Raw genomic sequence first — 25,494 nt, 5'->3', positions numbered from 1 at the left:
ATAAACTCACAAGCAGATTCTTGCGAGTGATTGGAGGCATTTATTTATTTATTATTTCTTCAATTTTATTAATTAATTCATTGAAGTTGCAAAAATCTTTGGAATTATTTCTTTCTAATATATAAGATAGAAATAATTGTTTGTCTAAACTTGAATGTATTCCTCCATCGTCTTTGGGTTTTTGTTGGTAAAATCTATCTTCAAATAAATTTTCTTCAAATAAGTTTTCAATTCCTCTAGTTACTTTATTATTTATTTCATTTTTTGAGAAAATATAATATTTTGTTTTGTCGTTTTCAGTAAATGTTTTAGTTACATCGCAGTCATATATGAAAAGTACATTGTTTTTATGTTCCATTCTTAAAAACATTTCATATAAAGTTGACAATTGTCCTGTTCCAGTCCTGTCTTTTAAAGAAGAAACTATTTCAATTTTATTTAGCAATTCTGGCTTTAACAGCTCGATTGCTCTTGTCAAAAAGTCTATATTATTTCCTTCAGTAAAAATCGTTAACTCTTTAATTGCAACTTGGTCTAAAATCTGCAAACCTTCGTCTAAAGTTATGAAGCCTTCGGATAAAATTTGTAATGCTTTTTGTTTAGTTTGCTTTTCTATTAGAGTTTGTTCATTTCTATTTACTACATAAATAGCATTCTCATTAGCTAGTGCAACAGTTGTTGGAGAATGGGTAGCCATGATTACTTTAAATCCTTGTTGATCAACAAATAGATTTTGGATTACACTTAATAATCTATCTATCATTGATGGATGAAGTGAAGAATCAATTTCATCTAAAAGTAAAACCCTAGGGACTATTCTTTTTTTTCTAGTTTTATAGATAAATAGTGAAAGAGCAATTAGAGTCTTTTCTCCTGAAGATAATTGGTCAAAACTTGTTAAGTATCCTTTATCTTTATGTTTAAGATTTATTTGAACCTTAATACTCTTCTTATCTATTCCTAAAAATTGTTGATTTGGATTTGTAAAAAGGAAGTAACCATTACAATCATATTCGGATAGAACATTATTTATTTGTTCAACTGGTGAAAGACCGTTATAATTTATGAATTCTTCTGATTCTAAAAAAGTAGTAGAATCCTTATATTCCAATGCTCTTATCTTATTTAGTATGTTTTGCGTCTTTTGAAATTGATAATCTTTTTCTTCATTGGCTATATCTTCAAGAAAAAGGTTTGGAGATTCAAAATCATTTTCATTTAGAGAAAGTATACTTTTATCTTTTACAGCAGTTTTTAAAAACGTAAACAAATCTTGATTTTTATCTTTTAGAAAATCTTCAACAGAATTTTTTTGTTTTTCAAATAGAGGCTCCAGTTTTTCAATCGTTAAATCTTCCACTTGTCCAGTTGTGTTATTTAAATACTCATTAATAAACTCAAAGAATTGTGGAGTAAAAAGTTGTTGTTTAGAAGCAATTTCATTTAAAATATTAGGACTCTCTTTACAAGTATTTAATAAAACATAATCCTTTTTGTTTCCAAAATAAGTATTAAAATCAAAATTTGATTGTTGTAAAGATTTAAAAACAATCTGTTCAATTTGAGTTCGTTCTTTATCTACTCTTTGGATTGCATTAATTTTAAGGTTCTGAATTTTTTGTAAGATTTGTTGCTTATCATTATTCCATACATTTAATCTGTTTTGAAATTGATTATTTTGTTGGAGGTTTCCTGTATATATAGTGAAATCGTTATAATTATAATAGACAATTTCAGATTTATCGAATCCTTCAATTTCAATATTTCCTAGTTTAATAGCATTCAAAAAATGAGTCTTTCCTGAACCATTTTTCCCAGTTAATATTGAAAAATCTTTGATTTCAACGCTATTAAATTGTGTTATTGAAACGTATGGTGTTTTAAAATTTATTTTCATTTACAAATTATTGTTAATATGGTAAATATGAATTTTATAATGTTTATTAACAACTAATGATTAGAAATAGTTAAAAAAGACATATTTACTATTCAAATGTAAAAAATAACACGACAGCTAATAATTTAACTTATTAAATCTTATTAACATCTTGTAAATTAAGTGTTTATACTTAATTTTTTGGTGCTGGGTGGGTAGGGGCGTCATTGCGGGTTTACCCCGCAATCTATTAAAAAGATGGCGGCTCGGAGTCCGCCATGACGTAACATCTTAATTTTCATATTGCATTAAGTAAGCCTGTATTGAGTTTATAAAAGTGTCTTTTGGTTATTGTTATCCTTCGACATGCTCAGGATGACAAAAAAAAATGGGGATTGTGGTTCATATAGAATACTTATTGAGTGGTTGTTTTAGTTCTCAATGCTAGTTGGAAAATCTATTTGAACCAATGTGCCTTTGCCTTCAGTACTTAAAACTTCTATAGTTCCTTGTAGCAGTTCGGTATATCGTTTTACAATGTTTAGCCCAAGTCCAGTACCTTGAATACTATTGGTATTGCTAGCCCTAAAAAATTTTTCAAATAATTTTTTTTGTTCAATTTTTGGTATTCCTATACCTTTATCTTCAACAACTAAATTGAGATTTTCATTAGTAACTTCTGTTGTTAAGTTGATGTCTTTTTCGGAGTATTTAATGGCGTTTGAAAGAAGATTAGTTAAAATACTACGTAAAATTTGGTTGTCCATCCAAACCAATTTTTTGCCTTTGTGTTTATAGTTTATTTTTTGCTTATCCTTACAAATACATTTTATCTTTTCTAGTTCCGAAGTTATTAATGAAGGTAAATCAAATTTTTGGTTGTTATAATACACTTTTCCTTGCTCTAGTCTATCAAGCGACAGAAAATCATTGAGAATTTGATGCAAGTTTTTTACGGAGGTTCTAATGTATTTATGGTATTTATCTCTTTCTTTTTTGTTTGGTGGAATATTAAAAATATCAAGTACATTAACGCTAATTTCTATTGCTCCTAAAGGGGTTTTAAATTCGTGCGAGGCAGTTGAAACAAAACGAGATTTCAATTCATTGAGCATTTTTTCGCGCTCTAATGAACTAACTAACTCTTGTGTACGTTCATTTACCATGTCTTCTAATTGATCATTAAATAACCGAAGCTTACTTTCAAGGTTTTTCTGCTCTGAAACATCAATAGACAAAATTAACACGCCTTCGGGAACAGGTTGTATTCTCAACTCAAAATAGCCTTTTGAACCATCAGGAAATTCGAACTCATTTAACAGCTTGTTTGGCTTTCTGTTTTCCATACATTTTGCAAGCAGTTTAAACAATTTGGTTTGTTCAATACCTGGATATTTTTCCATCATGGTATATCCAAGCAATTCCTTTTCGGTCGTTTTTCCGTGTTGGGTAACTGTTTTATTTACATAAAAGTATCGCCACTCTTTGTCGATAACTTGAACGCCTTCAAGTAAGTTGTCAAATACGCTATAATGGTTATGTGTCATAAATTAGTTTTTTTTGTAGGGTATCAATATCTCTACAAGTATATATCTATTTAAAATAATGTGATTATCAAATATAAATATTAATTACTTAAAATGGTTGTTTTTGGTATTTATAAATTTTAGTAACCACCTACAAATTAAGTATTTATACTTAATTTTTGGTATTGGTAAGTAGGGTCGTCATTGCGGGTTTACCCCGCAATCTATTAAAAAAATAAGATTTTTCGACGGGCTCAGGATGACAAGAAAGAAAGATGGCGGCTTGGAGTCCGCCATGACGTGGAGTTAAAAAGAGAAGTATCCGTCATTGCGAGGTACTAAACAATCTCATTATCAAAAGAAGATTGCTTCGCTCATAACTTCGTTCGCAATGACGAATAAAAAAACGGGTAAAAAATTGCTTCTTTACCCGTTGTATATGTTGTTGGAGTAGTATTAATCGTTTTTGTAGTTTTCTGGAGCAGTTTCCAACACTTCCATTTCGGTCATTTCTTTGTCGGTTACCATTTTATCGTCAAACGTAGTTTGTTCCAATTCTTTTTCTAGGTTTAAGCTTTTGTCTTCAACACCAGCTAAAGCGGTTTCTTCTTTGTTAAAGTGGTAGCTTTGGTCCACATCGGCAGCAGCTTTATTGGCTTCTAACGATTTAAACGCATACATACGTGCTTGTCGAGAATGTAAAATGGCACGGTGCGGGTTTTTCATGGCAAACATTTTTTTGGCTTGTTTTTGGTGTGCTACGGCTTTGGCTAAATCGCCTGTGTAGTTTTTGTTTTTTGCCACCGCCATTTTTGCTTTTACAATAACAAAATGTGTACGTTTTAACACTTTTTGTGCATGTACCATACTTTGGTGTTGTTGCTTGTTACCTTCAGGCTTATGAAACGACTGTGGGTGTCCTTTTACTGGATGAGCTTTAACGCCTCTGTTTTGAGCGTTTACTGTTCCTGCAAATACAAACATTAAGGTTAATGTGCTTACTGCAATGGTTTTGATGTAATTTTTCATATCTTTTTAGTTTTAATTTTTCGGTTTACACTTAGCAATAGTTGTGCCATTAATTCCATTAAAATCATTGTCAGTTTGAGTGTCCCGCTTTTCTGCGGGACGTATCGAAAACCAATGATTTGCTAAAAAGCCATTCTCGATATATTCCGCAGAAAAGCGGAATACTCGAATTGACAGTTTAGTTAATTCAATACTTTTTTGCCTTTGCTTTTGCGTATTCTACAACTTACCACTTTGTATTCAGGGCACATGGCTTCGCTATCGTGCTCATCAGAAGTAATGTTGTTTAGCATAATTTCTGGGAAGTGGAAAGTAGAGCTTAAAATACCCGATTTTACCTCGTCAGTAATTTTTGCTTTAATATCTACTTTTCCTCGTGGCGATTCAACACAAACCATGTCGCCATCTTTAATGGCATTGCTTTTAGCATCAGCAGGATTAATCAACAACACATCTTCAGTTAAAATATCCACGTTGCCTGTTCTTCTGGTCATGGCTCCACAGTTGTAGTGTTCCAATTCTCGGTTGGTGGTTATAATGTAAGGGTAATCTTTGCTGTGTGTTTGCAGCTCGTTGCTTTCTTCAAACGGGTAGAAGAAAAATTGTCCTTTACCATGTTTAAATTGAGTGAGGTGCAAACGTTTAGTGCCTTTACCATCGTGTAATACTGGCCATTGTTTACCGCTATTGCCTAAAGCGTTCCATTTTACACCTTCAAAAAACGGTACAATTTGAGAAATTTCTTGCAGCATGTTGTCTGCTGTGTAATCGCATTGGTCGTAACCCATTTTACGCATCATTTCAACAATTATTTGTCCATCAGGTTTAGTGCCTTCAATTGGTTCAACAACTTTTTGTACTCGTTGTATTCGTCGTTCACCGTTGGTAAAAGTGCCTTCTTTTTCTAAAAACGAAGAAGCAGGAAGTACAACGGTGGCTAGTTTAGCGGTTTCGGTCATAAACAACTCTGAAACCACCAACATATCTAAATTCGATAATGCCTTCATTACCTTTTGCGTGTTGGGGTCGGTTTGCACCACATCTTCACCAATAATCCACAATGCTTTCAGGTCGCCACTAATGGCTGCATCAAACATTTCAGGTATTTTATAACCTACATGGCTTGGTACTTTAGCACCGTAAAAAGCATTATACTGTTTGTTTACGTTAGCATCGGTAACATCCAAATAACCAGCACCTTGATGTGGTTGAGCCCCCATGTCGGCAGCCCCTTGTACGTTGTTTTGTCCACGTAACGGATTTACTCCAGCACCTTTTTTACCAATGTTACCCGTAATCATGGCTAAATCGCCAATCAACTGAACGGTATAAGTTCCTTGTGTGTGTTCGGTAACTCCCAAACCGTGGAACTCCATGGCTGCATGTGCTTTAGCGTATGCCATTGCTGCTTCACGAACCAAGGCTTTGTCTACACCAGTAATCAATTCCAGTTCGTTCATGTCGAGCTTTAGAATTTCTTCTTTCATCTCTTCATAGCCTTCGCAACGAGAAGTAATAAAGTTTTTGTCTTCCAAACCTTCGTTGATGATGTAATACAACATCATGTTTAACAAGGCTACATTGGTTCCTGGACGTAATTGTAAATGGTAGGTAGCGTATTTTGCTAATTCTATTTTTCGAGGGTCAACCACTATGCTGGTTACACCTTTCATCATTTTTTGTTTGATTCGTGCTCCCGTGACTGGGTGAGCATCAGTTGGGTTAGCTCCAACAATAAAAATACAATCGGTAAACTCTAAATCGATTACCGAATTGGTAGCTGCACCAGTACCAAAAGTTTTTTGCATGCCCAAAGCAGTAGGAGAGTGGCAAACCCTTGCACAGCAGTCGATATTGTTTGTACCTATTACCGCACGAATAAACTTCTGCATCAAGTAATTTTCTTCGTTTGGGGTACGTGCCGACGAAATTCCAGCAATAGCATCTGGTCCAAATTCTTTTTTTATGCTGGTAAATTGTTTTGCCATGTAATCGTACACTTCATCCCAACTCACAGGTTCTAACTTGCCTTTTTTACGAATCATGGGTGTTTTTAACCTTTCGGGATGGTCGTAAAACTTAAAAGCATATCTGCCCTTTAAACACGTGTGTCCAGCATTTACTTCGGCGTCATAAGGTGCTTGAATGGATTTTATTTTACCGTTAACCGTTGCTACTTCGAGGTTACAACCCACACCACAATAAGTACAAACGGTTCTGGTTTTCTTGGTAGCTTGTATGGATTTAGATTGGAAAACATCAGAAATAGCATTGGTTGGACAAGCCTGTGCACAAGCGCCACAACTCACGCAATCGGAATCCATAAAAGAGTTGTCGAAACTTTTTGCAATGTGTGCATCAAAACCACGACCAGCCATGGTTAGTACCATTTCTCCTTGTACTTCGTCGCAAGCCCTTACACAACGGTAGCAATTGATACATTTCGAAAGTTCCGAACGCATGTAAGGGTGTGATACGTCTTTTTCTCTATCTAAGTGGTTTGCTCCAGCAGGATAACGAACGCCAGTTATTCCAACTCTTGCGGCCACATCTTGTAACTCGCAATTGCCGTTTACTTCACAAATTAAACAATCGAGTGGGTGGTCGGTTATAACTAATTCAACGATGTTTTTACGTAGTTTTTGTACGTTTTCCGTTTCGTGATAGATGTAACTGTTTTCGGTAACTGGTGTATGGCACGATGCTACCGTTCTGGTGTTACCGTCTTTTTCTAAAGCCACATCAACACTACAAACCCTACAAGCACCAAAAGGATCAAGATTTGGCGCATCGCAAAGGGTAGGAATGGATTTTTTTCCTTCAATACGTTTTACAAAATTTAAAATGGTTTCGCCATTTTTATAATGGTACGGTTGGTTATTGATGTATGCTATCTTCATAATAAGGAGATATTTAAATGTCTAAATTTTTTAAAGTAAAAGTGTAACTAGAATCCTCTCTATAATAACTGCCTTCCATTTGTTCTGTAAGGGTTTCTACCAATTCTAATCCAAAATGATGGTCGTTGTCGTTGATGATTTTCCAGTTACCATTATCTTGGTATTTTAATTCAAAGGTGTTATCGTTTGATTTTCTAATTTGGATGTTTATTTCATTGTTGTTGATTTGTTTAAAAGCGTGTTTAAACGAGTTGGATAGCAATTCGTTTAGCAATAAACCCAGTGGTACAATGGTTTTTAAACCAATGTTGTTGTAATCCGATTGTATGGTTGTTTTAACATTGTCGTCCATGGTAAGACTCGCAAATATTTCATTTACCAAATCATTGATGTACGATTCTAAATTTACGTTGGTTAAATCGGTCGATTGATAAAGTTTTCGGTGTATCAAAGCCATAGTCATTACTCGGCTAATCGATTCATCAAATTTTTCCTGAACTTCTGGTGTAAGGTTTTGTTTTTGTAAACGCAATAAACTAGTAATAATCTGTAAGTTGTTTTTTACCCGATGATGTACTTCTTTCATTAACACAATGTTTTCCTCGTTTTTTGTAGAAATGAGTTTGTTGCTTTTTTCAAGCATTAATTTGTTTTCTAAAAGGGTTTCGTACGAATATTTGTAAAATCGTACAAATTGATGAATAATGGCACTTATAGAGATAAAAGCAACCGTAACTTCGGCATAAACAGATATGGTAGAAATTAAATCAAATTCACGTAACGAAGTTAAGTTGGTTTGCATATTAAATGCAAAGTAGTTAGCAATTATCAATAAGTTGATTATCAGGAAAACCACCCCCATTTTAATACTTACACCCCAATAAGCCAGTAGTATAATTAGTATCATCCATAATAAATCGCCATAATGGATTTCTTCAACGAAAAAATTTAAGGTGTAAAATGCCACAATTGTTCCTAAAGAACAAAGGGTTAGGTAAACTATTCGATACTTCTTAGTTTTTTTAAGGTAGATGAGTTCTGTTATTGGTATAATGGTGCAAATAGCATAAACAATGCTGTTTCTAACAGAATTAAACGACTCAAAAATAGTGAGCAAGGCAAACAAACCAGAAAAAAGAAAACACAAGCGTAAAGCAAGCGTATATTTTCCTCTTTCGTAGAAGTCGTCTATTTCAATATCTTTCGAAAAAAATCCCACAATTATATAAAATAAGGGTTTAGTTCGTCGTAAAAATAGTCTAAAGCATTTCTTACAGGCAAAGGAATTCCTCCGCCGTGAGCACACAACGAACCTTGTTGTAACGTTGTAAGTAAATCGTTAAACAGTTCACGGTCAATTTTGTAGTTTTCGTTTATCGCTTTCGTAGCTAACTCGTGTCCACGTTTGGTTCCTAATCGGCAAGGAAAACATTTTCCACAACTTTCGTAAGATGCAAAATCGAACAAGTGTTCAATGTATTTCATCATCGAAAAATCAGTAGGAATACACACGATAGAAGCATGGCCCAATAAAAAACCGTTTTGAGCAAACGATTCAAAATCAATACTCAAGTCCTTAATTTTAGAAATAGGAACAATTCCTCCTAACGGACCACCAATTTGCATGGCTTTAACAGGAGATTTAAAACCACCACCCAATTTATTTACCACAGTATCTAATGGAGTGCCCATTTCTACTTCGTAAATACCAGGGTTTTTAAAGAAACTATCCAAACAAACCAATTTCGTTCCTTTCGATTTTTCAGTACCCAATTTAGCATAAGCCTCGCCACCGTTTTTAATAATAGCGTAAACGGCAGCCAAGGTTTCTACATTGTTTACAATAGTTGGTTTATTAAACAAACCTTGTTGAGTAGGAAAGGGTGGGCGAGTACGAACTTCTGGTCGCTGCCCCTCAATAGAATTGATTAAAGCAGTTTCTTCACCACAAATGTATGCTCCTTGTGCTTTTATAATTTTAAAATCAAAATTAAACGTTGATTTAGCAATGTTTTTACCTAACAATTTTGCTGCTCGAAGTTCATCAATGGCAGCTTGTACAATTTCAACTGCTTCAGGGTATTCTGCCCTGATGTACAACACTCCCCATTCGGCACCTGTAATGTATCCAGCTATCATCATTCCAAACAATACGGAATGTGGTTGTTCCTCTAACAAATAACGGTCGGAATATGCTCCTGGGTCGCCTTCGTCGGCATTACAAATAATAAATTTGGTATCGCTTTTTTCGTTTTTACAAGCCTCCCATTTAAATGCCATGGGGAAACCAGCTCCACCACGACCACGAATGTTCGATTTTTTAATTTCGTTTAACAATTCTGCTGGGCTTTTATTTAACGCAGTTTTCAATAACGAATAATGTTTATCAAAACCGTCATAAGGTGCAGTAAGAACCTCATTGGTTGCTTTTACATGGTATCTAGATAGGGGTTTTGAGTGGTGAGTGGTGAGTATATTCTTTATCTCATTAATATCATCACCAGAGTAATTTTTACCATTGTAATAAAAAGCACTGTTCTCGTAGCAACGACCCAAGCAAGTCATGTGACCAATTTCATCACTATTAAATTGTTTTTCGAGTTTGGTTTTAACCTCGTCTTGTTTTCCAGCACAAACACAGGCACTACCGTTACAGATATACACTTTTTTACCTTTGTTTTCTTCTTTGGTAAAATCGTAAAAAGATGCAGTTCCGTATGTGTTTCCTTTACCAATAAGAAATTCGTTGGCTAGTTTTTCTAATGTTTCAGTTGATGGAGTACCAGTTTCTTGAGCAGCATTGCCAATTTTTTCGAATAAATTATTGGTCAAGCCCTTTCTACCAGATAATTCGCTTAAATTTTTAGACATAAAAGTAAGTTTGCCCTAAATTTAGTAATTATTAAGCTAAAGCAAAACTAGATTTTGTAAATTCGTTTTTTATTATTGACGAATATGACAATTAAAACAACCGAGGCTGATTCTAATTACGATGGATTAGAGAAAATGAGTGCAATTGAACTGCTCAAAAACATTAATAACGAAGATAAAACGGTACCTTTTGCTGTAGAAAAAGAATTGGAGGCTATCGAAAACTTAGTAAACGTAATTGTAGAAAAATTAAAGATAGGTGGACGACTGTTTTACATGGGAGCAGGTACAAGCGGACGATTGGGTGTGGTAGATGCTTCGGAATGCCCTCCAACGTTTGGTGTACCACATGGTTTGGTTGTTGGTTTAATTGCTGGTGGTGATTTAGCCATTCGAAAAGCGGTAGAGTTTGCTGAAGATGATAAGGGGCAAGGCTGGAAAGATTTGTTGGAATATAATGTTTCTGAAAACGATGTAGTTATTGGAATTGCAGCTTCTGGTTCTACGCCTTATGTAATAGGTGCTTTAGAAAAGTGTAACGAAAATCACATTACCACAGGCTGTATCACTTGTAACAAAGGAAGCAAATTGGCTAAAGTATCTAAATATCCAATAGAAGTGGTAGTTGGTCCTGAGTTTGTAACTGGTAGTACTCGAATGAAATCGGGTACAGCTCAGAAATTGGTGTTGAACATGATTTCAACTACAGTAATGATAAAGCTAGGAAAAGTAAAAGGCAACAAAATGGTTGACATGCAATTGAGCAACGACAAATTGGTTGACCGAGGTACACAAATGATTATGAAAGAAATTGATGTAGATTACGCTACAGCAAACCAATTATTGTTAAAACATGGAAGTGTTCGAAAAGCCGTAGATGCTTACAAAAAGTAGGAATATCCTCATCCTGAGTTTAATACTGGAGCTAGTTACAAAAAACTAGATTCTTGCCTTCGCAGGAATGGAATTAAGCGTAGCTTTCAATCATCAACTGCAAAATTTCTTGTGCTGCTTTACTAATCTTAGTACCAGGGCCAAAAATACCAACTGCTCCAGCTTTAAATAAGTAATCATAATCTTGCTGAGGTACAACACCACCAACAATGACTAAAATATCTTCTCTACCCAGTTTTTTTAACTCTTCAATTGCTTGTGGAACAAGTGTTTTATGTCCAGCTGCTAACGAAGAAATACCAAGAATATGCACATCGTTTTCTACGGCTTGCTTAGCAGCTTCGGCAGGAGTTTGGAACAATGGTCCAATGTCAACATCAAAACCCATATCGGCGTAAGCGGTAGAAACTACTTTAGCACCTCTATCATGACCATCTTGACCCATTTTAGCAATCATAATTCGAGGTCTTCTGCCATCTAATTCAGCAAATTGGTCGGCCAATGCTTTGGCTTTTATAAAATCTTTATCTTCCATAGATTCATTACTATAAACTCCACTAATAGAGCGAATTTGTGCCTGATAACGACCGTAAACTTCCTCTAATGCATCAGAAATTTCGCCTAAAGTAGCACGTTCTTGTGCTGCGATAACAGCCAATTCCAATAAGTTTCCGTTTCCACTTTTAGCAACTTCAGTCAACTTGTTTAACGCAGCTTTTACTTTTTCGTTATTTCTTGTTGCTTTTATTTGGTTTAAGCGTTCAATTTGGCTTTTTCTAACTTGTTGGTTGTCGACTTCTAAAATATCTAAATTACCTTCGTTTTCAACAGTATATTCGTTTACACCAACAATAATTTCTTTACCAGAATCAATGCGAGCTTGTTTTCGAGCAGCAGCTTCTTCAATACGTAATTTAGGAATACCTTTTTCAATGGCTTTAGCCATCCCTCCATTTTCTTCTACTTCCTCAATCAGTTTCCAAGCTTTTTCAGCAATCTCGTTGGTTAAACTTTCTACATAATACGAGCCACCCCAAGGGTCAACAGTTCTACAAATTTCAGTTTCTTCTTGTAGGTAAATTTGGGTGTTACGAGCAATTCGGGCAGAAGCATCGGTAGGTAAAGCAATAGCTTCATCTAATGCGTTGGTGTGTAAGGATTGTGTTCCGCCTAAAGCAGCGGCGAGCGCTTCCACACAAGTACGAGCTACATTATTGTAAGGGTCTTGCTCGGTTAAGCTCCATCCGCTGGTTTGGCAATGTGTTCGTAATGCTAACGATTTGTCGTTTTTTGGATTGAATTGTCGTACAATCTTCGCCCATAACATACGAGCAGCACGCATTTTGGCAATTTCCATAAAATGATTCATACCAATAGCCCAGAAAAACGATAATCGAGGAGCAAAAGCATCAATATCCATTCCTGAATTTACTCCAGTTCTTAAATATTCTAAACCATCAGCTAGTGTGTATGCCAATTCAATATCGGCAGTAGCACCAGCTTCTTGCATGTGGTAACCTGAAATACTTATTGAATTAAATTTTGGCATGTTTGCCGAGGTATATTTAAAAATATCAGCAATAATTTGCATGGACGGAAGAGGAGGGTAGATGTAGGTGTTTCTCACCATAAACTCTTTTAAAATATCGTTTTGAATGGTACCTGCCAATTCTTCAGGTTTAACGCCTTGTTCGATTGCTGCAACAATGTAAAAAGCCATGATGGGTAAAACTGCACCGTTCATGGTCATGGATACCGACATTTTATCCAATGGGATTTGGTCGAAAAGGATTTTCATATCTTCTACCGAGTCGATAGCAACTCCAGCTTTACCAACATCACCAACTACTCTTGGGTGGTCGGAATCATAACCTCGGTGCGTAGCTAAATCAAAAGCAACCGACAAACCTTTTTGTCCAGCTGCTAAATTTCTTCTATAAAAAGCATTCGATTCTTCGGCAGTACTAAAACCAGCATATTGTCGGATTGTCCAAGGCTGCATTACGTACATGGTAGAATACGGACCTCTTAAATTGGGGGCTAAACCTGCTCCAAAATTAACGTGTCGTAAATTAGCAATGTCTTGATACGAATAAGAAGGTTTCACTTCAATTTGCTCTGCAGTTAACCAATTATCAGTTGTTTGAGTAGATTGCTGCTGCTCAGTTGATTTTTGATAAGTTATTTTAGAAAAATCTGGTTTCATTTGAATTATTTATTAAAAGTCCTTAACCAAGCATACGCAGGTTCTTTTTCTTTAAACATTTTTACTGGTATTTGTGGTCGTGATATTGCCATAAACGTGTGTGTGATAAATCGTGTAACGGCAGAATTTTCTGTCATAGCAAAAGCACAAGCAAAACGATGGAAATTTTCGGTAATGTAAATTCTTTCTTTGCCGCCTAATGATTTTAAGTTGTAGTTGTTAGAAAAATAGGGGCGAGGTTCACCTTCTGAAATTTCTAAAAAAACATTTAACATAACAGTTAATTGATCCATTGTAAAAGTGGTCAAACCCTCAATTGGTTCAAAAGAAATAATGTTGTCGGAGCGTAATTCGATTGTTCCAAAATCCAGCTGAATGGTTTTTAGAGCAGTAACTATTGGTGGTATGTTTGGATTGTTCGTCAAAATGATTAATGTAATGAATGTAGCCAAGCTATAGCGTCTTCTTTTGTTTTAAACATTTTTAAAGGAATTTGAGGTTTAAACATGGTAACTATGGTGTGTGTAATAAATCGAATCACAAACGAATCTTCAATAATTGCAGAAGCAGTAGCAAAAAGATGGATGTTTTTAGCAACGTAGTCACGTTCTTCATAACCGAACGACTTAACGTTTCTATTATCGCTTATAAACGGTTTAGGTTTGCCTTTCGAAAGCTTTACTAAATTTTCCAACATCACTTCTAATTGTTGTTTATTTACGGTAGTAATTCCTTTTGCAGGTTCAAAGGTTAAAATATCATCCGATCTAAGCTCAACAGTTCCAAAATCCAATGGTATAGATTCAATGATTTCGATATTTTTTACCGAATTAAGCATTGGTTGCTTGAAAAGTAGATTCAATCTTATTAGCAAATACAACTTGTTCTAATACAGTGATTAATGTTTGATTAGTTGAACTTTTAGATTTAGATAAAATGTGTTTGTTTGTCGATTTATTTTGATGCTTATTTACACCTAATAAAATACGGGTTCCTTTTTTGTATTCTTCTTGTTTCTGATTAGCTACTTTGTGAATGCTATTTTGAATAACACCGTTTTTAATGTTGGCTAAGAACCCTCCATTTTGTTCTATATTTTGAAAAAGTGTTAACGATTTATTTACTATTTCGTCGGTTAAATTTTCGATATAATAAGCACCTTTTGAAGCATCAGCAACTTTATCTAAAAAAACTTCTTCTTTAAGGATGTGTTGAACATTAATGGCAATCCGTTCAGAAAAATCAGAACTACTTTCATAGTTTACATTAAACGGAACAACCGAAATGGAATTAGCTCCTCCAATAATTGCCGACATAGCCTCTGTAGTTGCTCTTAAAATATTGTTGTGTGCATCAAAACTAGAGTAGTTAGTTGATGATGTTGTAGCATGAATATGTGCATCAGCATTAGTCACTCCATATTCGTTAAGTATTAGTTTCCAAAGTATTTTTGCTGCCCTTATTTTGGCTATTTCAAAAAAATAGTTTGAACCAATTCCAAAATTAAAACTGATTTTATTTGCAACAGCGTTTATATCAATACCTTTTTCCAATAAAGTATTCAGGTAAAATACTGCTTGAGAAAACGAATATGCCAACTCTTGTGTAATGGTTGCTCCTGCATTATTAAAGTACAAACCGTTAACAAGGATTGTTTTAAATTGATTTTTTTGAAGGTTTAACTGGTAAAACTGCTCTAAATCTTCTTTTTCATTGGTATTCCAATTTCCTGATAGAAGTAACTCTCCTAAATAATCATAACCAACTGAAGAATTTATATCTTTCAGGTTAAGCCTATTTAATTCGCAGAAATGAGTCAAAAATACAAGTGTTTGAGTTGGGTTTGAATTGTAAAAATGTACATGAATGATGTCAATATCAATTCCCTTTAACAAGGTATTAAAATCGTTTTGAGAAGAAATTTGTCCGTTAAACTGAATTGAATTACAACCTCTACTCAATAGAAACAACGCTTTTGAATTTGCATCACTAATGTTTGTAGTATCTACTTGGCTTCTTATTTTCCAATGGTTTGTATTGTTTGGGACGGTGTAGTCCTTCGAACGATTATTGGTTAAGCTTTCTTGGTTGTAAAAAGGTTGAACGGCTATATCCTCAATCGAGTTCCAAATCAAATTCTCATTAAAGTCTTTTCCTTTTAAGTCTTTAATAATTTTTTCCGTCCAGTGTTGATGAGAAACCTCATCAAAATCATCAAATAACCCCATGCTAAATAAGTTGTTTAACTACAAATTTAACAAAATGATTGATATTACTTAAAGGTTGTACGATTAAAAGCAGCGTTATTTTTCTTCTTCAAAGACAAAAATTTCTTCATTGTCTTTTTTCATGAAGTACTTTTCTCTCGCAAATTTTTCAAGCGTTACTGGATTAGTAGTTAAATCATTCAGTTCTTGCTTGGTTTGTTTAAGTTCTTCAATAAAATAAGCCTTGTCTTTTTCTAACGAATGGAGCTCTTTAATGAAGTCGTACTGAATAAAAAAGTTGTTCTGATCAAAAAATGCAACCCAAACTACAAAAACCAGTATGGTTATGCTGTACTTGTTTTTAAGCCAATTGGGTATTTTTTTTAACATAACCCAAAATTAAATGTTAATAGGCGTTATTATATACTTGATATTATATTCTAATTAACAAGTGTTTGTTAAAATGAATAAGTATTTTTTGCAAGTAATTATATTTATCGTAATATTGCGATTAATGGGGGCGACTAAATCAAATCAATTTACAACAGAACAGAATAAATTAGCTGATTTATATAAGGCTTTGGCACATCCTGCTCGAATTGCTATTTTGCAATTACTTATTCAAAAACAGGCTTGTATTTGTGGGGACATTGTTGATGAATTACCGCTTTCTCAATCAACCATTTCACAACATTTAAAAGCATTAAAAACCGCTGGAATTATACAGGGAGATATAAGTGGGGTAAAGACTTGTTACTGTATCAATCAGACCATATGGAGCGAAATGGATGATTTAACTAAACAATTTTTGAACAGTTATAAATACATTGAAAAATGTTGTTAAAATAAAAAAATATGAAAAACGCAGAAGAATTAAAACAACTAGTAAAAGATAAATACAGCGAAATTGCTTTACAATCAAAAACAGAAAATGAAACCAGTTGTTGTGGAGCAGGTGGTTGCAGTACTGTTGACTATGCTGTTTTTGCTGAAGATTACACCAAACTTGGAGGTTATAATGCTGATGCCGATTTAGGTCTGGGCTGTGGAATACCAACAGAGTTTGCTCAAATAAAAGAAGGCGATACCGTGTTAGATTTAGGCTCTGGAGCAGGAAACGATTGTTTTGTTGCCAGAGCATTGGTGGGTGAAAAAGGTAAAGTTATTGGGGTGGATATGACCGAAATAATGATTGATAAAGCTCGAGAAAATGCGGGGAAACTGAATTTTAATAACGTAGAATTTAGATTTGGAGACATTGAAAACTTACCAATTGGAGGAAACAGAATTGATGTGGTAATTAGTAATTGTGTGTTGAATCTTGTTCCTGATAAAGAAAAAGCTTTTGCTGAAATGTTTAGAGTATTAAAAGCTGGCGGACATTTTAGTGTTTCGGATGTGGTGTTGAAGGGCGACTTACCAGGTAATTTAAAAAATGATGCTGAAATGTATGCTGGTTGTGTATCAGGTGCAATCCAATTAGACGATTATATGAACATTATACATCGAGCTGGCTTTGTAGAAGTAAGCAACCAAAAAGAAAAGTTAGTGGTTTTGCCTAACGAAATTTTAAGTAAATACCTTTCTCCACAAGAAATTGAAGCATATAATAAAGGAGAATTTGGTATTTTTAGCGTTACCGTTTACGGACAAAAACCATGTTGCGACCCAAAATCGGGTTGTTGCTAAAAAATAATAGATAATGAGTAGAAATTACTTGATAGAAATAATAGGCACGTTCTTTTTAGTGTTTGTGGGTTGTGGTGCAATGGTTATCAATGCTGAAATGAATGGAGTTATTAGTCATGTAGGTGTTGCCATGAGCTGGGGTTTAATTGTTATGGTGTTGATTTATGCCGTTGGTGATATTTCAGGGGCACACTTAAACCCCGCAGTAACGTTAGGTTTTTGGGTAGCTAAACGATTTAATAGTAAAGAAGTTATTCCTTACATTACTGCTCAAGCTATTGGTGCATTAGCAGCAGCTTACAGTTTAAAATTATTGTTTCCGCTTAACGAAACTTTAGGTGCGAGTTTGCCTTCTGGCACTTGGCAGCAATCGTTTGTGTTTGAGGTTATTTTAACCTTTTTACTCATGTTTGTCATTTTAAATGTATCGACAGGAGCAAAGGAAAAAGGAATAATGGCAGGAGCAGCCATTGGAGCAACTGTAGGCTTGGAAGCTATGTTTGCTGGTCCAATCTGTGGGGCATCAATGAATCCTGTAAGATCTATTGGTCCGGCGTTAGCATCAGGACAAACACAGCATTTATGGGTTTACGTTGTGGCAACCATTTTAGGTGCGATTTTGGCTGTTTTTGCTTTTCAATTAACACGTAAAAAAGAACATGTAGCAGAAAATTAATAAAATGAAAAAAGTAGTATTTGTTTGTGTAGAAAATTCGTGTAGAAGCCAAATGGCAGAGGCTTTTGGTAGATTGCATGGAAAAGGAATTATAGAAGTATATAGCTCGGGTTCAAGGCCATCGGGTATTGTAAACCCAAAAGCTATAGCGAGTATGGCAGAAGTTGGATATGATTTAAGTAAACACAACTCTATAGGTTTAGATGAATTGCCTCAAATAAATTGGGATTATGCCATAACCATGGGTTGTGGCGACGAATGCCCGATGATAAAAGCCAACCATAGAGAAGATTGGGGCTTACCTGACCCAAAACACATGGAACCAAAAGAATTTGCTCAAGTTAGAGATATTATTGAACGAGAAGTGATGGATTTGATTGAGGAGATTAAAAAAGAAAAGAGTTAATAATTCATTAAATCTAAAATGGGAAGTTCATTAGAAATAAAACTAAATTTATTATTCAATAAAGGGCATTTTGAAGATGTTTTTATTGGAAAAAATGATTGTTTTATTAAGGACTACACATCCGGAGAACACGATACGATTACAATGTTTTATCATTTATTTAATTGGCTTAGAGATGGCAATGTAAATGAACAGAACTTAATAAAAATCAAAAATGCTTTAACAAAAATTATATCATCTGATTTAGGTGTAAATAAATATGACGGAGGTTTGATATCATTAGGATTAATAATAAGTTACTGTATAAAAGCTAAGAGTCATAATTATTGGCCATTAGAGAAGAGTTTTATTTCTAATTTATTACCTTTAATTCCTTGTGAAACAAACTCTGATAAATACAATGTTAAACGCGATATTTTAAGAATAAGAGAGTATTTGGGAGTTTATCCAATATAATAAAGAAGCTAGAATTAATTCTAGCTTCTTTATTTCTTTTAATTCAACGCCAATTGTTTGTCTTTTGGGTGTTGAACTTCATAATTAAAGTTAAGTTTTTTGGTTTCTTTTGCTGGTAATTTTATTTTCCAGATTAAATAACCCGTTTGCTCTTTAAATTCTGCTTTGTCTTTATTTTTTAATTCCACTTTTATGTCTTTGTCAGTTGATACAGGCACTTGATCTTCTATAATTAAATCAATAGCAGCGAGCAAATTGTTTTTGATGTTAATCTCAAAACCGTAATCTTTTACTTTATCTCCACCAAGCATTTTGTCCTTATCTACAATTTTTAAAGCAGTTCGTTTAACCGAAATACGTTCTTCTCTACCTAAATCAATGGCTAACGAATCGCCAGTAATGGTAGTATTTATTGCTGTTTGACCAATGTAAGTACCATCAAAATAAATGTTTGCAGCGGCAGGCAATAAATTTAACTCTTCAAAACCTTTAATGTTAGCCACTAAAAAAGCATTGTTATCCATTTTTGGAACTAAGTAGTATTTGAAATCGGCGGTCAATTTCTCTTCTTTAACCGCAACGATGTGTTTGTCGCCATCAGAAGGAATAGAGTATGGGGTGTTTAAATTAAACTCCACGTTGGTAAAACTTTCCGTCATGGTGGTGTAATACGCACTGCTTTCGGCATCACTTAACATCACATCTTCATCCAAATATTTACCACTTTTTTCTTTTGCCATTTGCGGTTGAGCAACTCCACCATATACTGATGTGGTTCTGGTTGGCTGATTATAAGGATTGTAGTAATTCAAGTACCAAACAGGTAAAACAGGTTTCACTTTACTTTTGTAAGGATTGTTTGTCGATAATTTCAATTTAACATCGTCCCAGTTTTCACCTGTATTTTGAATAATGTTGGCTTTATATGTCAAAGCAATAGGTTCATTAATTTGGTTGGCTCTTAAATCGTAGCTTGGAGTCCACGATGCACCAGAAACCATGTAATTTAATATCAACTTACCATTAACAGCCAAATCCGTTTTAACAGTAACCATTACTTTATGATTAGGCAAAATTGGTTTTTGAGCGTATTGTTTAACCAACTCTTGGTTGTAAGTATTTAGTCTTTCTTGCAATTTGGTTAATCTTTTTTGAGTTTTCGATTCCGCTTTTTTAGCTAAAATCAATTTGGAGTTAATATCGTTGTATTTTTCTCTTAAAAAAGCCAAGGCATCTTTTAATAAAGCTAAGGAATCGCTTTTCATGCTTTTGTTTCCGATTAAAAACTGTTTTTCAGTTTCCAACACCTCTTTATTAAACCGAATTTCTTCCAAATCGAAGTTTATTTGTTCAATAGAATCATTAATCATTGCCAATTGATTCAATACAGTAATCGGGTATTTGTTTTGTTGATTCGAGTAATCAGGTTGTTCAACCAAGTATTTGGTATCTAAAATAATAAAATCACCTTTTCCACTCACTTGAATACTGTTGGCATTAATATATTGAGGCAAACTATCAATAGTCAGGTTATAAACACCCTTACCGATATTAAAATTAGCTTCTCTATTTATTTGAGCACCATTCAAAAAAACGGTTACATTTTTAATTTTAGAATTTAAGAGTTCTTTATTATTTGCAAATGCTGTTGAAATGGAAATAATAATTAGTGCGCAAGCAATATACTTTTTCATGGTTTTATAGTTTCGTTAATAACTTTTTTTCTATTGGATGATGCTTTTTTAATTATTCCATATTTTTATTTAAAATTTATTATTCAAATGAAGTATAGAATCCTTACAGATGAAGAACTAAAAGAGTTGGAAGAAGATTTTAAACATTTCTTGATTGCCAATCATGTTTATGATGATGAGTGGGTGAGATTAAACAAAGCCAATGATAATCGAGTATTAGAACTTATTGAAAAATTTAGCGACATTGTTTTTGAAAAAGCATTGGGCAACATTAAATTTTTAGAATACCTGAATAAAAGCGGCATCAGTGCTTTTCATTGTAATAAAGAAGAAATGGTGCTGATTGGTATTTCGTCAGAAAAAGAAAGTATTGATTTTACTAAGCATACTTTCGAAGATTTTAAAAATGATTTAACCATTTTTAAAACAACCAAACCTTATGTAAAACAACGTGAGGAAGAAATTTTTGAATTATTAAATTCGGGTTGTTCTATTATTGACGAAGAACGTTTTAAAAAAATTGAATTGGCTTATACTTACTCTACTAAATCAGCAAAAAACTAATGAGAGTAACTTTTATAGTCTTATTGGTATTTGGTTTTATTGGTTTAAAAGCACAAACCATTGCTAATTTAAAAGCCGAATTAAACAACTTGCTACAAGATGCTGATTTAAAAAATGCAAGTATTTCGTTTGTTGCTATTGATTTAAGTACTAAACAAGTAGTTGCAGAGCTTAACCCAATACAAAGTGTAGTTCCTGCATCGGTTACAAAATTGATTACGACGGCAACGGCACTCGAACTTTTAGGAGCTAATTTTCAATTTAACACTTCTATTTACTATAATGGTTTTATCGATACCATAAACCACGTTTTACACGGAAACATTATCATTAAAGGTGGTGGAGACCCTGCTTTAGGCTCTAATCGTTACGAAAAACATTACGGGAATTTTATAAGTGATTGGGCAAATGCCATTAAATCACTTGGAATAGATTCTATAAATGGTAAAGTAATAGGAGACGCCTCCTATTTTAATGAGCAAATGATACCTTCTACCTGGATTTGGGGCGATGTAGGTAATTATTATGGAGCTGGTCCTTCGGGTTTATCCATTTATGAAAATACGTGTACCATCGATTTTGTTTCTGGAAGCAATAGTGGCGATTCTACTTACATATCGTGTGTTAAGCCATTTATTCCCGATTTAGAAATTGAAAATTTGGTAAAAAGTAAAAACACGAATAAAGACGAATCGTACTTTTTTGGTGGACCTTATCAAAACAATAAAATGGTTAAAGGAGGAATTCCATTAAACCGTAAAGATTTTTCGGTAAAAAGTTCCTTGCCAGACCCTGCTTTTTTAGCTTCGTATGAGTTAACTATGGAATTGACTAAAAATGGAGTAGGAGTGGCTCAACAAAATTCTACAGCACGTATGGAGAAGAATACTGAAAATATAAAATTAGCTACTTTAATAACTGAACTTAAATCTCCTAGACTTATTGATTTAATCAAATTAACGAACTTTTACAGCATAAACTTGTATGCCGAGCATTTTATGAATCAAATAGGTGTTACAAAGTATGGAAGTGGTGATACAGAATCAAGCACACAAGCTACACAGGAGTTTTGGAAACAAAAGGGAATAGATGTATCTGGAATGTATTTGAATGATGGAAGTGGACTGTCGAGATTTAACTCTTATAGTGCAAAACATTTGGTAGATGTTTTAACTTATATGAAAACGAGTAAAAACTTCGAACAATTTTATTCGTCTTTACCAGTGTTAGGAAAATCGGGTACCGTTAGGAGTTTTGGTGTAAATTCTGCAGCAGAAGGAAACATTAGAGCCAAAAGTGGTTACATGACAAGAGTGAGAAGTTATGCAGGATACTGCACAACAAAGTCTAATAAAGAACTCGCTTTTGCAATTATGGTAAACAATTATAACTGTTCACCTACAGAAATGAAAAAGAAAATGGAAAAAGTAATGATTAAACTAGCTGAAATTAATGAGTAATTAAGCTTCAGTTAATTTACCGTTTTTGGATTTGCCCAACACGATTACATCTTTAACTCTTTCGTAATCTCTAATAGCAGTTAACATCGCTTCTTTAGAATCTCTTCTAATTTTGATTCCAGATTTAGAACCTTTGTTTCTAACTTCTATATAGTAACCATCTTTTAATTTAGTTGGTTTTGTTGCTGGCCTTCCCATAGTGTGTCTTATTTAAATTTAATCTAAATTAGTATTAATATCTCGAATAATCAAGGATTTACATCATTATTTAACACTCTTTAACATATATTAATGTATAAGCTCGTTGTATGTATGTTTTTTCTCGATGAATGATTTTACCAAAATGCTTTTATTAATTATTCCTACATTATTTGGTTTATAAACGGTTTGTCGTTTACTTTTATTTTGTTTGATGTTATTATAAAAATGAAAATGGGCTTTAATTATTGCCCAAGTGTGTTTTGGTTTTCCTTCAAACAACAATTTAATTCCTGCACAACCATCTAAAATTAATCGTTGAAAAATAATCCAGTTTCGTTTTTCTTTAGGTAGGTTTTTGTGGAGTAGAAACAAATTATTTCTAAAGTTTAAATAGGTCTTTTGAGGTTTAATTTTATTTAATGTTCCACCTCCAACATGATAAACCGTTGAGTTTGGCATAAACATAATTTTATACCCTAAGTTTTTAAATCGCCAACACAAATCTATTTCTTCCATGTGTGCGAAATAATGATTGTCTAATCCGCCAACCTGATTGAAATATTTCATTCGAACAAACATACAAGCGCCAGTTGCCCAAAAAATCTCTGTAACATCGTCATATTGCCCTTTATCTTCCTCTAAATGATTAAAAATTCGACCTCGGCATAAAGGATAACCCAAATAATCAATAAAACCACCTGCAGCACCAGCATATTCGAAAAAACTTTTGTTGTTGTAATCTTTTAATTTGGGTTGACAAGCAGCAATACTTTTGTCAGCATCCATTAGCTCAACAATAGGTTCAATCCAGTTTTTAGTTACTTCTACATCTGAATTTAATAATACTACATATTCTGCCTCAACCTTTTTTAAGGCTTCGTTATAACCCTGGGCAAAACCGTAATTTTTATCATTAATGATAAGTTTTACATCAGGATAATTGTTTTTTAAAAAATCAATGGAATCATCAGTAGATGCATTATCGGCAACAATAATATCTGTGTAATCGTTACTATATTTAGTTACAGATGGTAAGAACTTTTCAAGGAAATTTTTTCCGTTCCAATTTAATATGACTACAGCTACTTTTTTCAACGGATTAACTATCGAGGTAATTCAAAATTTTCGTTAGTTCTATCATGCATATATTCTCTTGGATTGGTCTCATTTATATCACGAGGCTGATTGGTTCGTTTGTGCAACTCTACTTTCCATGAAGCATTGTAAACTTCGCCTGGTAAGGTTGAATGAAGCAGTGGATAATCGTTTGAAATAATATCAGGGCTATAAAAGATAAATTTTACGTTGCTTCTGCCTTCAATTCCGTAGTAATGCCAGATTTCATAAGGGTAAGTACTGGTTTCGTTTTTAATTTCCGATATGGTATTTGGTTTACCATGTTTTAAATAAATACGTCCTCTATCCGTTTCAAAACCTTTTTTAATTGAAGTGGAGTAAAGTTGATCGGTGATTTTAACCAATTCCTTGTATTTTTTCCAATCTTCTTCTGGATTTGTAGCATTTCGAGTTAGCCAAAAATTGTAAAAATATTGTTTCATTAATTCTGGGTCTTTTGCACTCAACTGGTTTTTAGCAAAGTTTAATTCAATTTGAGTAGAAATAGGAGCTAATGCTTTAATGTAAAGCTCTAATTCGGTTGCTGTCATGGTAGTAACAAAAGAGTTGATGTAGTCATCAGAAACCAATAATTCATTTGCAGAAGCATTGCTACGTTGAAAAAATACTTTTTTTAGTGTAATCCTTTTATTGTCTTTGTTTTTTAGTTCCACCACTAAATTGTAATTGCCAGAAGGTAGTTTTTTAATATCAAATGAGCTCATCACAACATTTACAGGCTTTGGAGTTTCTCTTTTAAAACTTCGGTAATTTCCAATAATTTGTTTGCTTTCAAACGACTCAATAAAATAATTAATTAAAAAAGCTTCGTCTTTTTCCATTACCTTATCTGTATTATAAACTTCAGCGTAAAACAACAGTTTCTCAAATTCTTCAGGATAAAAATCAGAGGTATAAGGCATTAAATCATAACCACTTTTACTTAAAATGTTTTTTGTTTCTGTTTTTTTAAACGATTCAATTAAGGTAATATCAGAAAGTTGAATAGTGTTTTCAATGTAATTTAATTCTAATTCTTGTATCGTTGAAAATGCTTTTTCACTTGAGTTAATGTCCTTTAAAGTGATTTCAAATTCATATTTACCTGATGGGATAGGAATACGTTGTTGGTCATAAAAATTTGTCTTTATACTATTGCTATCAGCATATTCAGGACTTTTAAGGTTGTATTTTTTGAAATCAATTATTTTATCATCTTGTTTAAACACATAAGTAATCTCAATGGTTGCTTGCCAAACATTTCCAATTTTAACATATTCTAACGAGGTACCATTAAAATTAAGGTAGGTCTCTAAATAAGTTGCGTTACTTGGCGATGAAAAAGTACTATAAGAAAAGTTGGCTTTGATTTTTTGAGCAAAACCATTATTAATCAATAATAGGGTAGGTAATAAAAGTGTGAAAAACCTCTTCATTTTTGTATTAAATTAATTTGTAGGTAAAGTTAATATTAAAATAACGAATAAAAATAGGCTATTTGATTAAAGGTAAAAAACTGGTAATGAAAGGTTTTTAAAAAATTAGGTGAAAAAAATTATAAAAAATGTTGTTTTTTAAAATGTATTGCTACTTTTGCAGCGGAGAAATGGCAGAGCGGTCGAATGCGGCAGTCTTGAAAACTGTTGTACTGCAAGGTACCGGGGGTTCGAATCCCTCTTTCTCCGCCAGAAAACAAAAAAGCCTCACATTTGTGAGGCTTTTT

The 25,494-nt window shown here is 33.6% G+C and carries 23 protein-coding genes and 1 tRNA gene; 9 read left to right on the top strand and 15 right to left on the bottom strand.

All coding sequences use genetic code 11. The annotated features are described in order from the left end of the window. Positions 1 to 40: 40 nt before the first annotated feature. From H6589_05530 to H6589_05505, 6 genes are all read right to left on the bottom strand, one after another. Entirely contained in the window at positions 41 to 1,897 is a 1,857-nt protein-coding gene (locus H6589_05530) for an ATP-binding protein (GenBank protein ID MCB9174050.1), read from the bottom strand. A gap of 410 nt (positions 1,898 to 2,307) precedes the next feature. Beyond that, entirely contained in the window at positions 2,308 to 3,423 is a 1,116-nt protein-coding gene (locus H6589_05525; protein MCB9174049.1) for a PAS domain-containing protein, read from the bottom strand. Positions 3,424 to 3,858: 435 nt separating this feature from the next. Then, positions 3,859 to 4,431 (bottom strand): hypothetical protein, encoded by a 573-nt coding sequence (locus tag H6589_05520; GenBank protein MCB9174048.1) that lies wholly within the window; start codon positions 4,429 to 4,431, stop codon positions 3,859 to 3,861. 182 nt (positions 4,432 to 4,613) lie between these two features. Further along, positions 4,614 to 7,331, bottom strand: a complete 2,718-nt coding sequence (gene fdhF, locus H6589_05515; GenBank protein MCB9174047.1) for a formate dehydrogenase subunit alpha — start codon at positions 7,329 to 7,331, stop codon at positions 4,614 to 4,616. 13 nt (positions 7,332 to 7,344) lie between these two features. Further along, positions 7,345 to 8,550, bottom strand: a complete 1,206-nt coding sequence (locus tag H6589_05510; GenBank protein MCB9174046.1) for a hypothetical protein — start codon at positions 8,548 to 8,550, stop codon at positions 7,345 to 7,347. A gap of 2 nt (positions 8,551 to 8,552) precedes the next feature. Next, on the bottom strand, positions 8,553 to 10,202 hold the full coding sequence (locus tag H6589_05505; protein ID MCB9174045.1) for an NAD(P)H-dependent oxidoreductase subunit E: 1,650 nt from the start codon (positions 10,200 to 10,202) through the stop codon (positions 8,553 to 8,555). A gap of 84 nt (positions 10,203 to 10,286) precedes the next feature. On the opposite strand from H6589_05505, the gene murQ reads away from it, so the two are divergent. Then, positions 10,287 to 11,096, top strand: coding sequence for an N-acetylmuramic acid 6-phosphate etherase (murQ, locus tag H6589_05500; GenBank protein ID MCB9174044.1), 810 nt, complete (start codon positions 10,287 to 10,289; stop codon positions 11,094 to 11,096). A 73-nt stretch (positions 11,097 to 11,169) separates the two neighbouring features. On the opposite strand, the gene scpA is transcribed toward murQ, so the two are convergent. The 5 genes from scpA to H6589_05475 form a co-directional block, all read right to left on the bottom strand. Further along, positions 11,170 to 13,302, bottom strand: coding sequence for a methylmalonyl-CoA mutase (gene scpA, locus H6589_05495; GenBank protein ID MCB9174043.1), 2,133 nt, complete (start codon positions 13,300 to 13,302; stop codon positions 11,170 to 11,172). Positions 13,303 to 13,307: 5 nt separating this feature from the next. After that, on the bottom strand, positions 13,308 to 13,754 hold the full coding sequence (locus tag H6589_05490) for a hypothetical protein (protein MCB9174042.1): 447 nt from the start codon (positions 13,752 to 13,754) through the stop codon (positions 13,308 to 13,310). Further along, a complete protein-coding gene (locus H6589_05485; protein MCB9174041.1) occupies positions 13,733 to 14,140 on the bottom strand; it encodes an STAS/SEC14 domain-containing protein in 408 nt (135 codons plus the stop codon). Before H6589_05485 ends, H6589_05490 begins: the two co-directional genes overlap by 22 nt. Next, the gene (locus H6589_05480) at positions 14,133 to 15,530 is read right to left on the bottom strand and encodes a hypothetical protein (protein ID MCB9174040.1); all 1,398 of its coding nucleotides are present in this window, start codon (positions 15,528 to 15,530) and stop codon (positions 14,133 to 14,135) included. Before H6589_05480 ends, H6589_05485 begins: the two co-directional genes overlap by 8 nt. Before the next feature lie 75 nt (positions 15,531 to 15,605). Next, positions 15,606 to 15,899: a septum formation initiator family protein gene (locus H6589_05475; GenBank protein ID MCB9174039.1), complete on the bottom strand. Its 294-nt coding sequence runs from the start codon at positions 15,897 to 15,899 to the stop codon at positions 15,606 to 15,608. Positions 15,900 to 16,023: 124 nt separating this feature from the next. Here H6589_05475 and H6589_05470 point away from each other — a divergent pair, with 124 nt between their 5' ends. From H6589_05470 to H6589_05450, 5 genes are read left to right on the top strand one after another with little or no spacing between them, the layout of a single operon-like run. Next, positions 16,024 to 16,353: a winged helix-turn-helix transcriptional regulator gene (locus H6589_05470; protein ID MCB9174038.1), complete on the top strand. Its 330-nt coding sequence runs from the start codon at positions 16,024 to 16,026 to the stop codon at positions 16,351 to 16,353. Between the two features lie 11 nt (positions 16,354 to 16,364). Further along, positions 16,365 to 17,198 carry an arsenite methyltransferase gene (locus tag H6589_05465; protein ID MCB9174037.1) on the top strand — a complete coding sequence of 278 codons (834 nt, stop codon included), beginning with the start codon at positions 16,365 to 16,367 and terminating at the stop codon, positions 17,196 to 17,198. A gap of 13 nt (positions 17,199 to 17,211) precedes the next feature. Continuing rightward, positions 17,212 to 17,874, top strand: coding sequence for an aquaporin (locus H6589_05460; protein MCB9174036.1), 663 nt, complete (start codon positions 17,212 to 17,214; stop codon positions 17,872 to 17,874). Between the two features lie 4 nt (positions 17,875 to 17,878). After that, entirely contained in the window at positions 17,879 to 18,280 is a 402-nt protein-coding gene (locus H6589_05455) for an arsenate reductase ArsC (GenBank protein MCB9174035.1), read from the top strand. A gap of 18 nt (positions 18,281 to 18,298) precedes the next feature. Next, positions 18,299 to 18,736, top strand: coding sequence for a hypothetical protein (locus H6589_05450; GenBank protein MCB9174034.1), 438 nt, complete (start codon positions 18,299 to 18,301; stop codon positions 18,734 to 18,736). 38 nt (positions 18,737 to 18,774) lie between these two features. On the opposite strand, the gene H6589_05445 is transcribed toward H6589_05450, so the two are convergent. After that, on the bottom strand, positions 18,775 to 20,430 hold the full coding sequence (locus H6589_05445) for a mucoidy inhibitor MuiA family protein (GenBank protein ID MCB9174033.1): 1,656 nt from the start codon (positions 20,428 to 20,430) through the stop codon (positions 18,775 to 18,777). 87 nt (positions 20,431 to 20,517) lie between these two features. Between H6589_05445 and H6589_05440 the strand changes: the two genes are divergently transcribed. After that, positions 20,518 to 20,994: a hypothetical protein gene (locus H6589_05440; GenBank protein ID MCB9174032.1), complete on the top strand. Its 477-nt coding sequence runs from the start codon at positions 20,518 to 20,520 to the stop codon at positions 20,992 to 20,994. After that, the gene (gene dacB, locus H6589_05435) at positions 20,994 to 22,454 is read left to right on the top strand and encodes a D-alanyl-D-alanine carboxypeptidase/D-alanyl-D-alanine-endopeptidase (GenBank protein MCB9174031.1); all 1,461 of its coding nucleotides are present in this window, start codon (positions 20,994 to 20,996) and stop codon (positions 22,452 to 22,454) included. Before H6589_05440 ends, dacB begins: the two co-directional genes overlap by 1 nt. On the opposite strand, the gene H6589_05430 is transcribed toward dacB, so the two are convergent. From H6589_05430 to H6589_05420, 3 genes are all read right to left on the bottom strand, one after another. After that, positions 22,455 to 22,652 (bottom strand): hypothetical protein, encoded by a 198-nt coding sequence (locus tag H6589_05430; protein ID MCB9174030.1) that lies wholly within the window; start codon positions 22,650 to 22,652, stop codon positions 22,455 to 22,457. A gap of 90 nt (positions 22,653 to 22,742) precedes the next feature. After that, positions 22,743 to 23,750, bottom strand: a complete 1,008-nt coding sequence (locus H6589_05425; protein MCB9174029.1) for a glycosyltransferase family 2 protein — start codon at positions 23,748 to 23,750, stop codon at positions 22,743 to 22,745. 8 nt (positions 23,751 to 23,758) lie between these two features. After that, the gene (locus H6589_05420) at positions 23,759 to 25,207 is read right to left on the bottom strand and encodes a GWxTD domain-containing protein (GenBank protein MCB9174028.1); all 1,449 of its coding nucleotides are present in this window, start codon (positions 25,205 to 25,207) and stop codon (positions 23,759 to 23,761) included. 164 nt (positions 25,208 to 25,371) lie between these two features. Between H6589_05420 and H6589_05415 the strand changes: the two genes are divergently transcribed. Next, positions 25,372 to 25,459, top strand: a tRNA-Ser gene (locus H6589_05415). The last annotated feature ends 35 nt before the right edge of the window (positions 25,460 to 25,494 follow it).

It is taken from the genome of Flavobacteriales bacterium (assembly GCA_020635795.1).
Taxonomy (GTDB): Bacteria; Bacteroidota; Bacteroidia; order Flavobacteriales_E; family Vicingaceae; genus Vicingus.
The sequence above is the reverse complement of the archived record's forward strand: the minus strand, read 5'-3'. Positions and strand labels throughout refer to the sequence as shown.

Coding starts and splice junctions, on each gene's coding strand:
- H6589_05530 (MCB9174050.1), bottom strand. CDS start 1,897: ATGAAAATAAATTTTAAAACACCATACGTTTCAATAACACAATTTAAT.
- H6589_05525 (MCB9174049.1), bottom strand. CDS start 3,423: ATGACACATAACCATTATAGCGTATTTGACAACTTACTTGAAGGCGTT.
- H6589_05520 (MCB9174048.1), bottom strand. CDS start 4,431: ATGAAAAATTACATCAAAACCATTGCAGTAAGCACATTAACCTTAATG.
- fdhF (MCB9174047.1), bottom strand. CDS start 7,331: ATGAAGATAGCATACATCAATAACCAACCGTACCATTATAAAAATGGC.
- H6589_05505 (MCB9174045.1), bottom strand. CDS start 10,202: ATGTCTAAAAATTTAAGCGAATTATCTGGTAGAAAGGGCTTGACCAAT.
- murQ (MCB9174044.1), top strand. CDS start 10,287: ATGACAATTAAAACAACCGAGGCTGATTCTAATTACGATGGATTAGAG.
- scpA (MCB9174043.1), bottom strand. CDS start 13,302: ATGAAACCAGATTTTTCTAAAATAACTTATCAAAAATCAACTGAGCAG.
- H6589_05485 (MCB9174041.1), bottom strand. CDS start 14,140: ATGCTTAATTCGGTAAAAAATATCGAAATCATTGAATCTATACCATTG.
- H6589_05480 (MCB9174040.1), bottom strand. CDS start 15,530: ATGGGGTTATTTGATGATTTTGATGAGGTTTCTCATCAACACTGGACG.
- H6589_05475 (MCB9174039.1), bottom strand. CDS start 15,899: ATGTTAAAAAAAATACCCAATTGGCTTAAAAACAAGTACAGCATAACC.
- H6589_05470 (MCB9174038.1), top strand. CDS start 16,024: ATGGGGGCGACTAAATCAAATCAATTTACAACAGAACAGAATAAATTA.
- H6589_05465 (MCB9174037.1), top strand. CDS start 16,365: ATGAAAAACGCAGAAGAATTAAAACAACTAGTAAAAGATAAATACAGC.
- H6589_05460 (MCB9174036.1), top strand. CDS start 17,212: ATGAGTAGAAATTACTTGATAGAAATAATAGGCACGTTCTTTTTAGTG.
- H6589_05455 (MCB9174035.1), top strand. CDS start 17,879: ATGAAAAAAGTAGTATTTGTTTGTGTAGAAAATTCGTGTAGAAGCCAA.
- H6589_05450 (MCB9174034.1), top strand. CDS start 18,299: ATGGGAAGTTCATTAGAAATAAAACTAAATTTATTATTCAATAAAGGG.
- H6589_05445 (MCB9174033.1), bottom strand. CDS start 20,430: ATGAAAAAGTATATTGCTTGCGCACTAATTATTATTTCCATTTCAACA.
- H6589_05440 (MCB9174032.1), top strand. CDS start 20,518: ATGAAGTATAGAATCCTTACAGATGAAGAACTAAAAGAGTTGGAAGAA.
- dacB (MCB9174031.1), top strand. CDS start 20,994: ATGAGAGTAACTTTTATAGTCTTATTGGTATTTGGTTTTATTGGTTTA.
- H6589_05430 (MCB9174030.1), bottom strand. CDS start 22,652: ATGGGAAGGCCAGCAACAAAACCAACTAAATTAAAAGATGGTTACTAT.
- H6589_05420 (MCB9174028.1), bottom strand. CDS start 25,207: ATGAAGAGGTTTTTCACACTTTTATTACCTACCCTATTATTGATTAAT.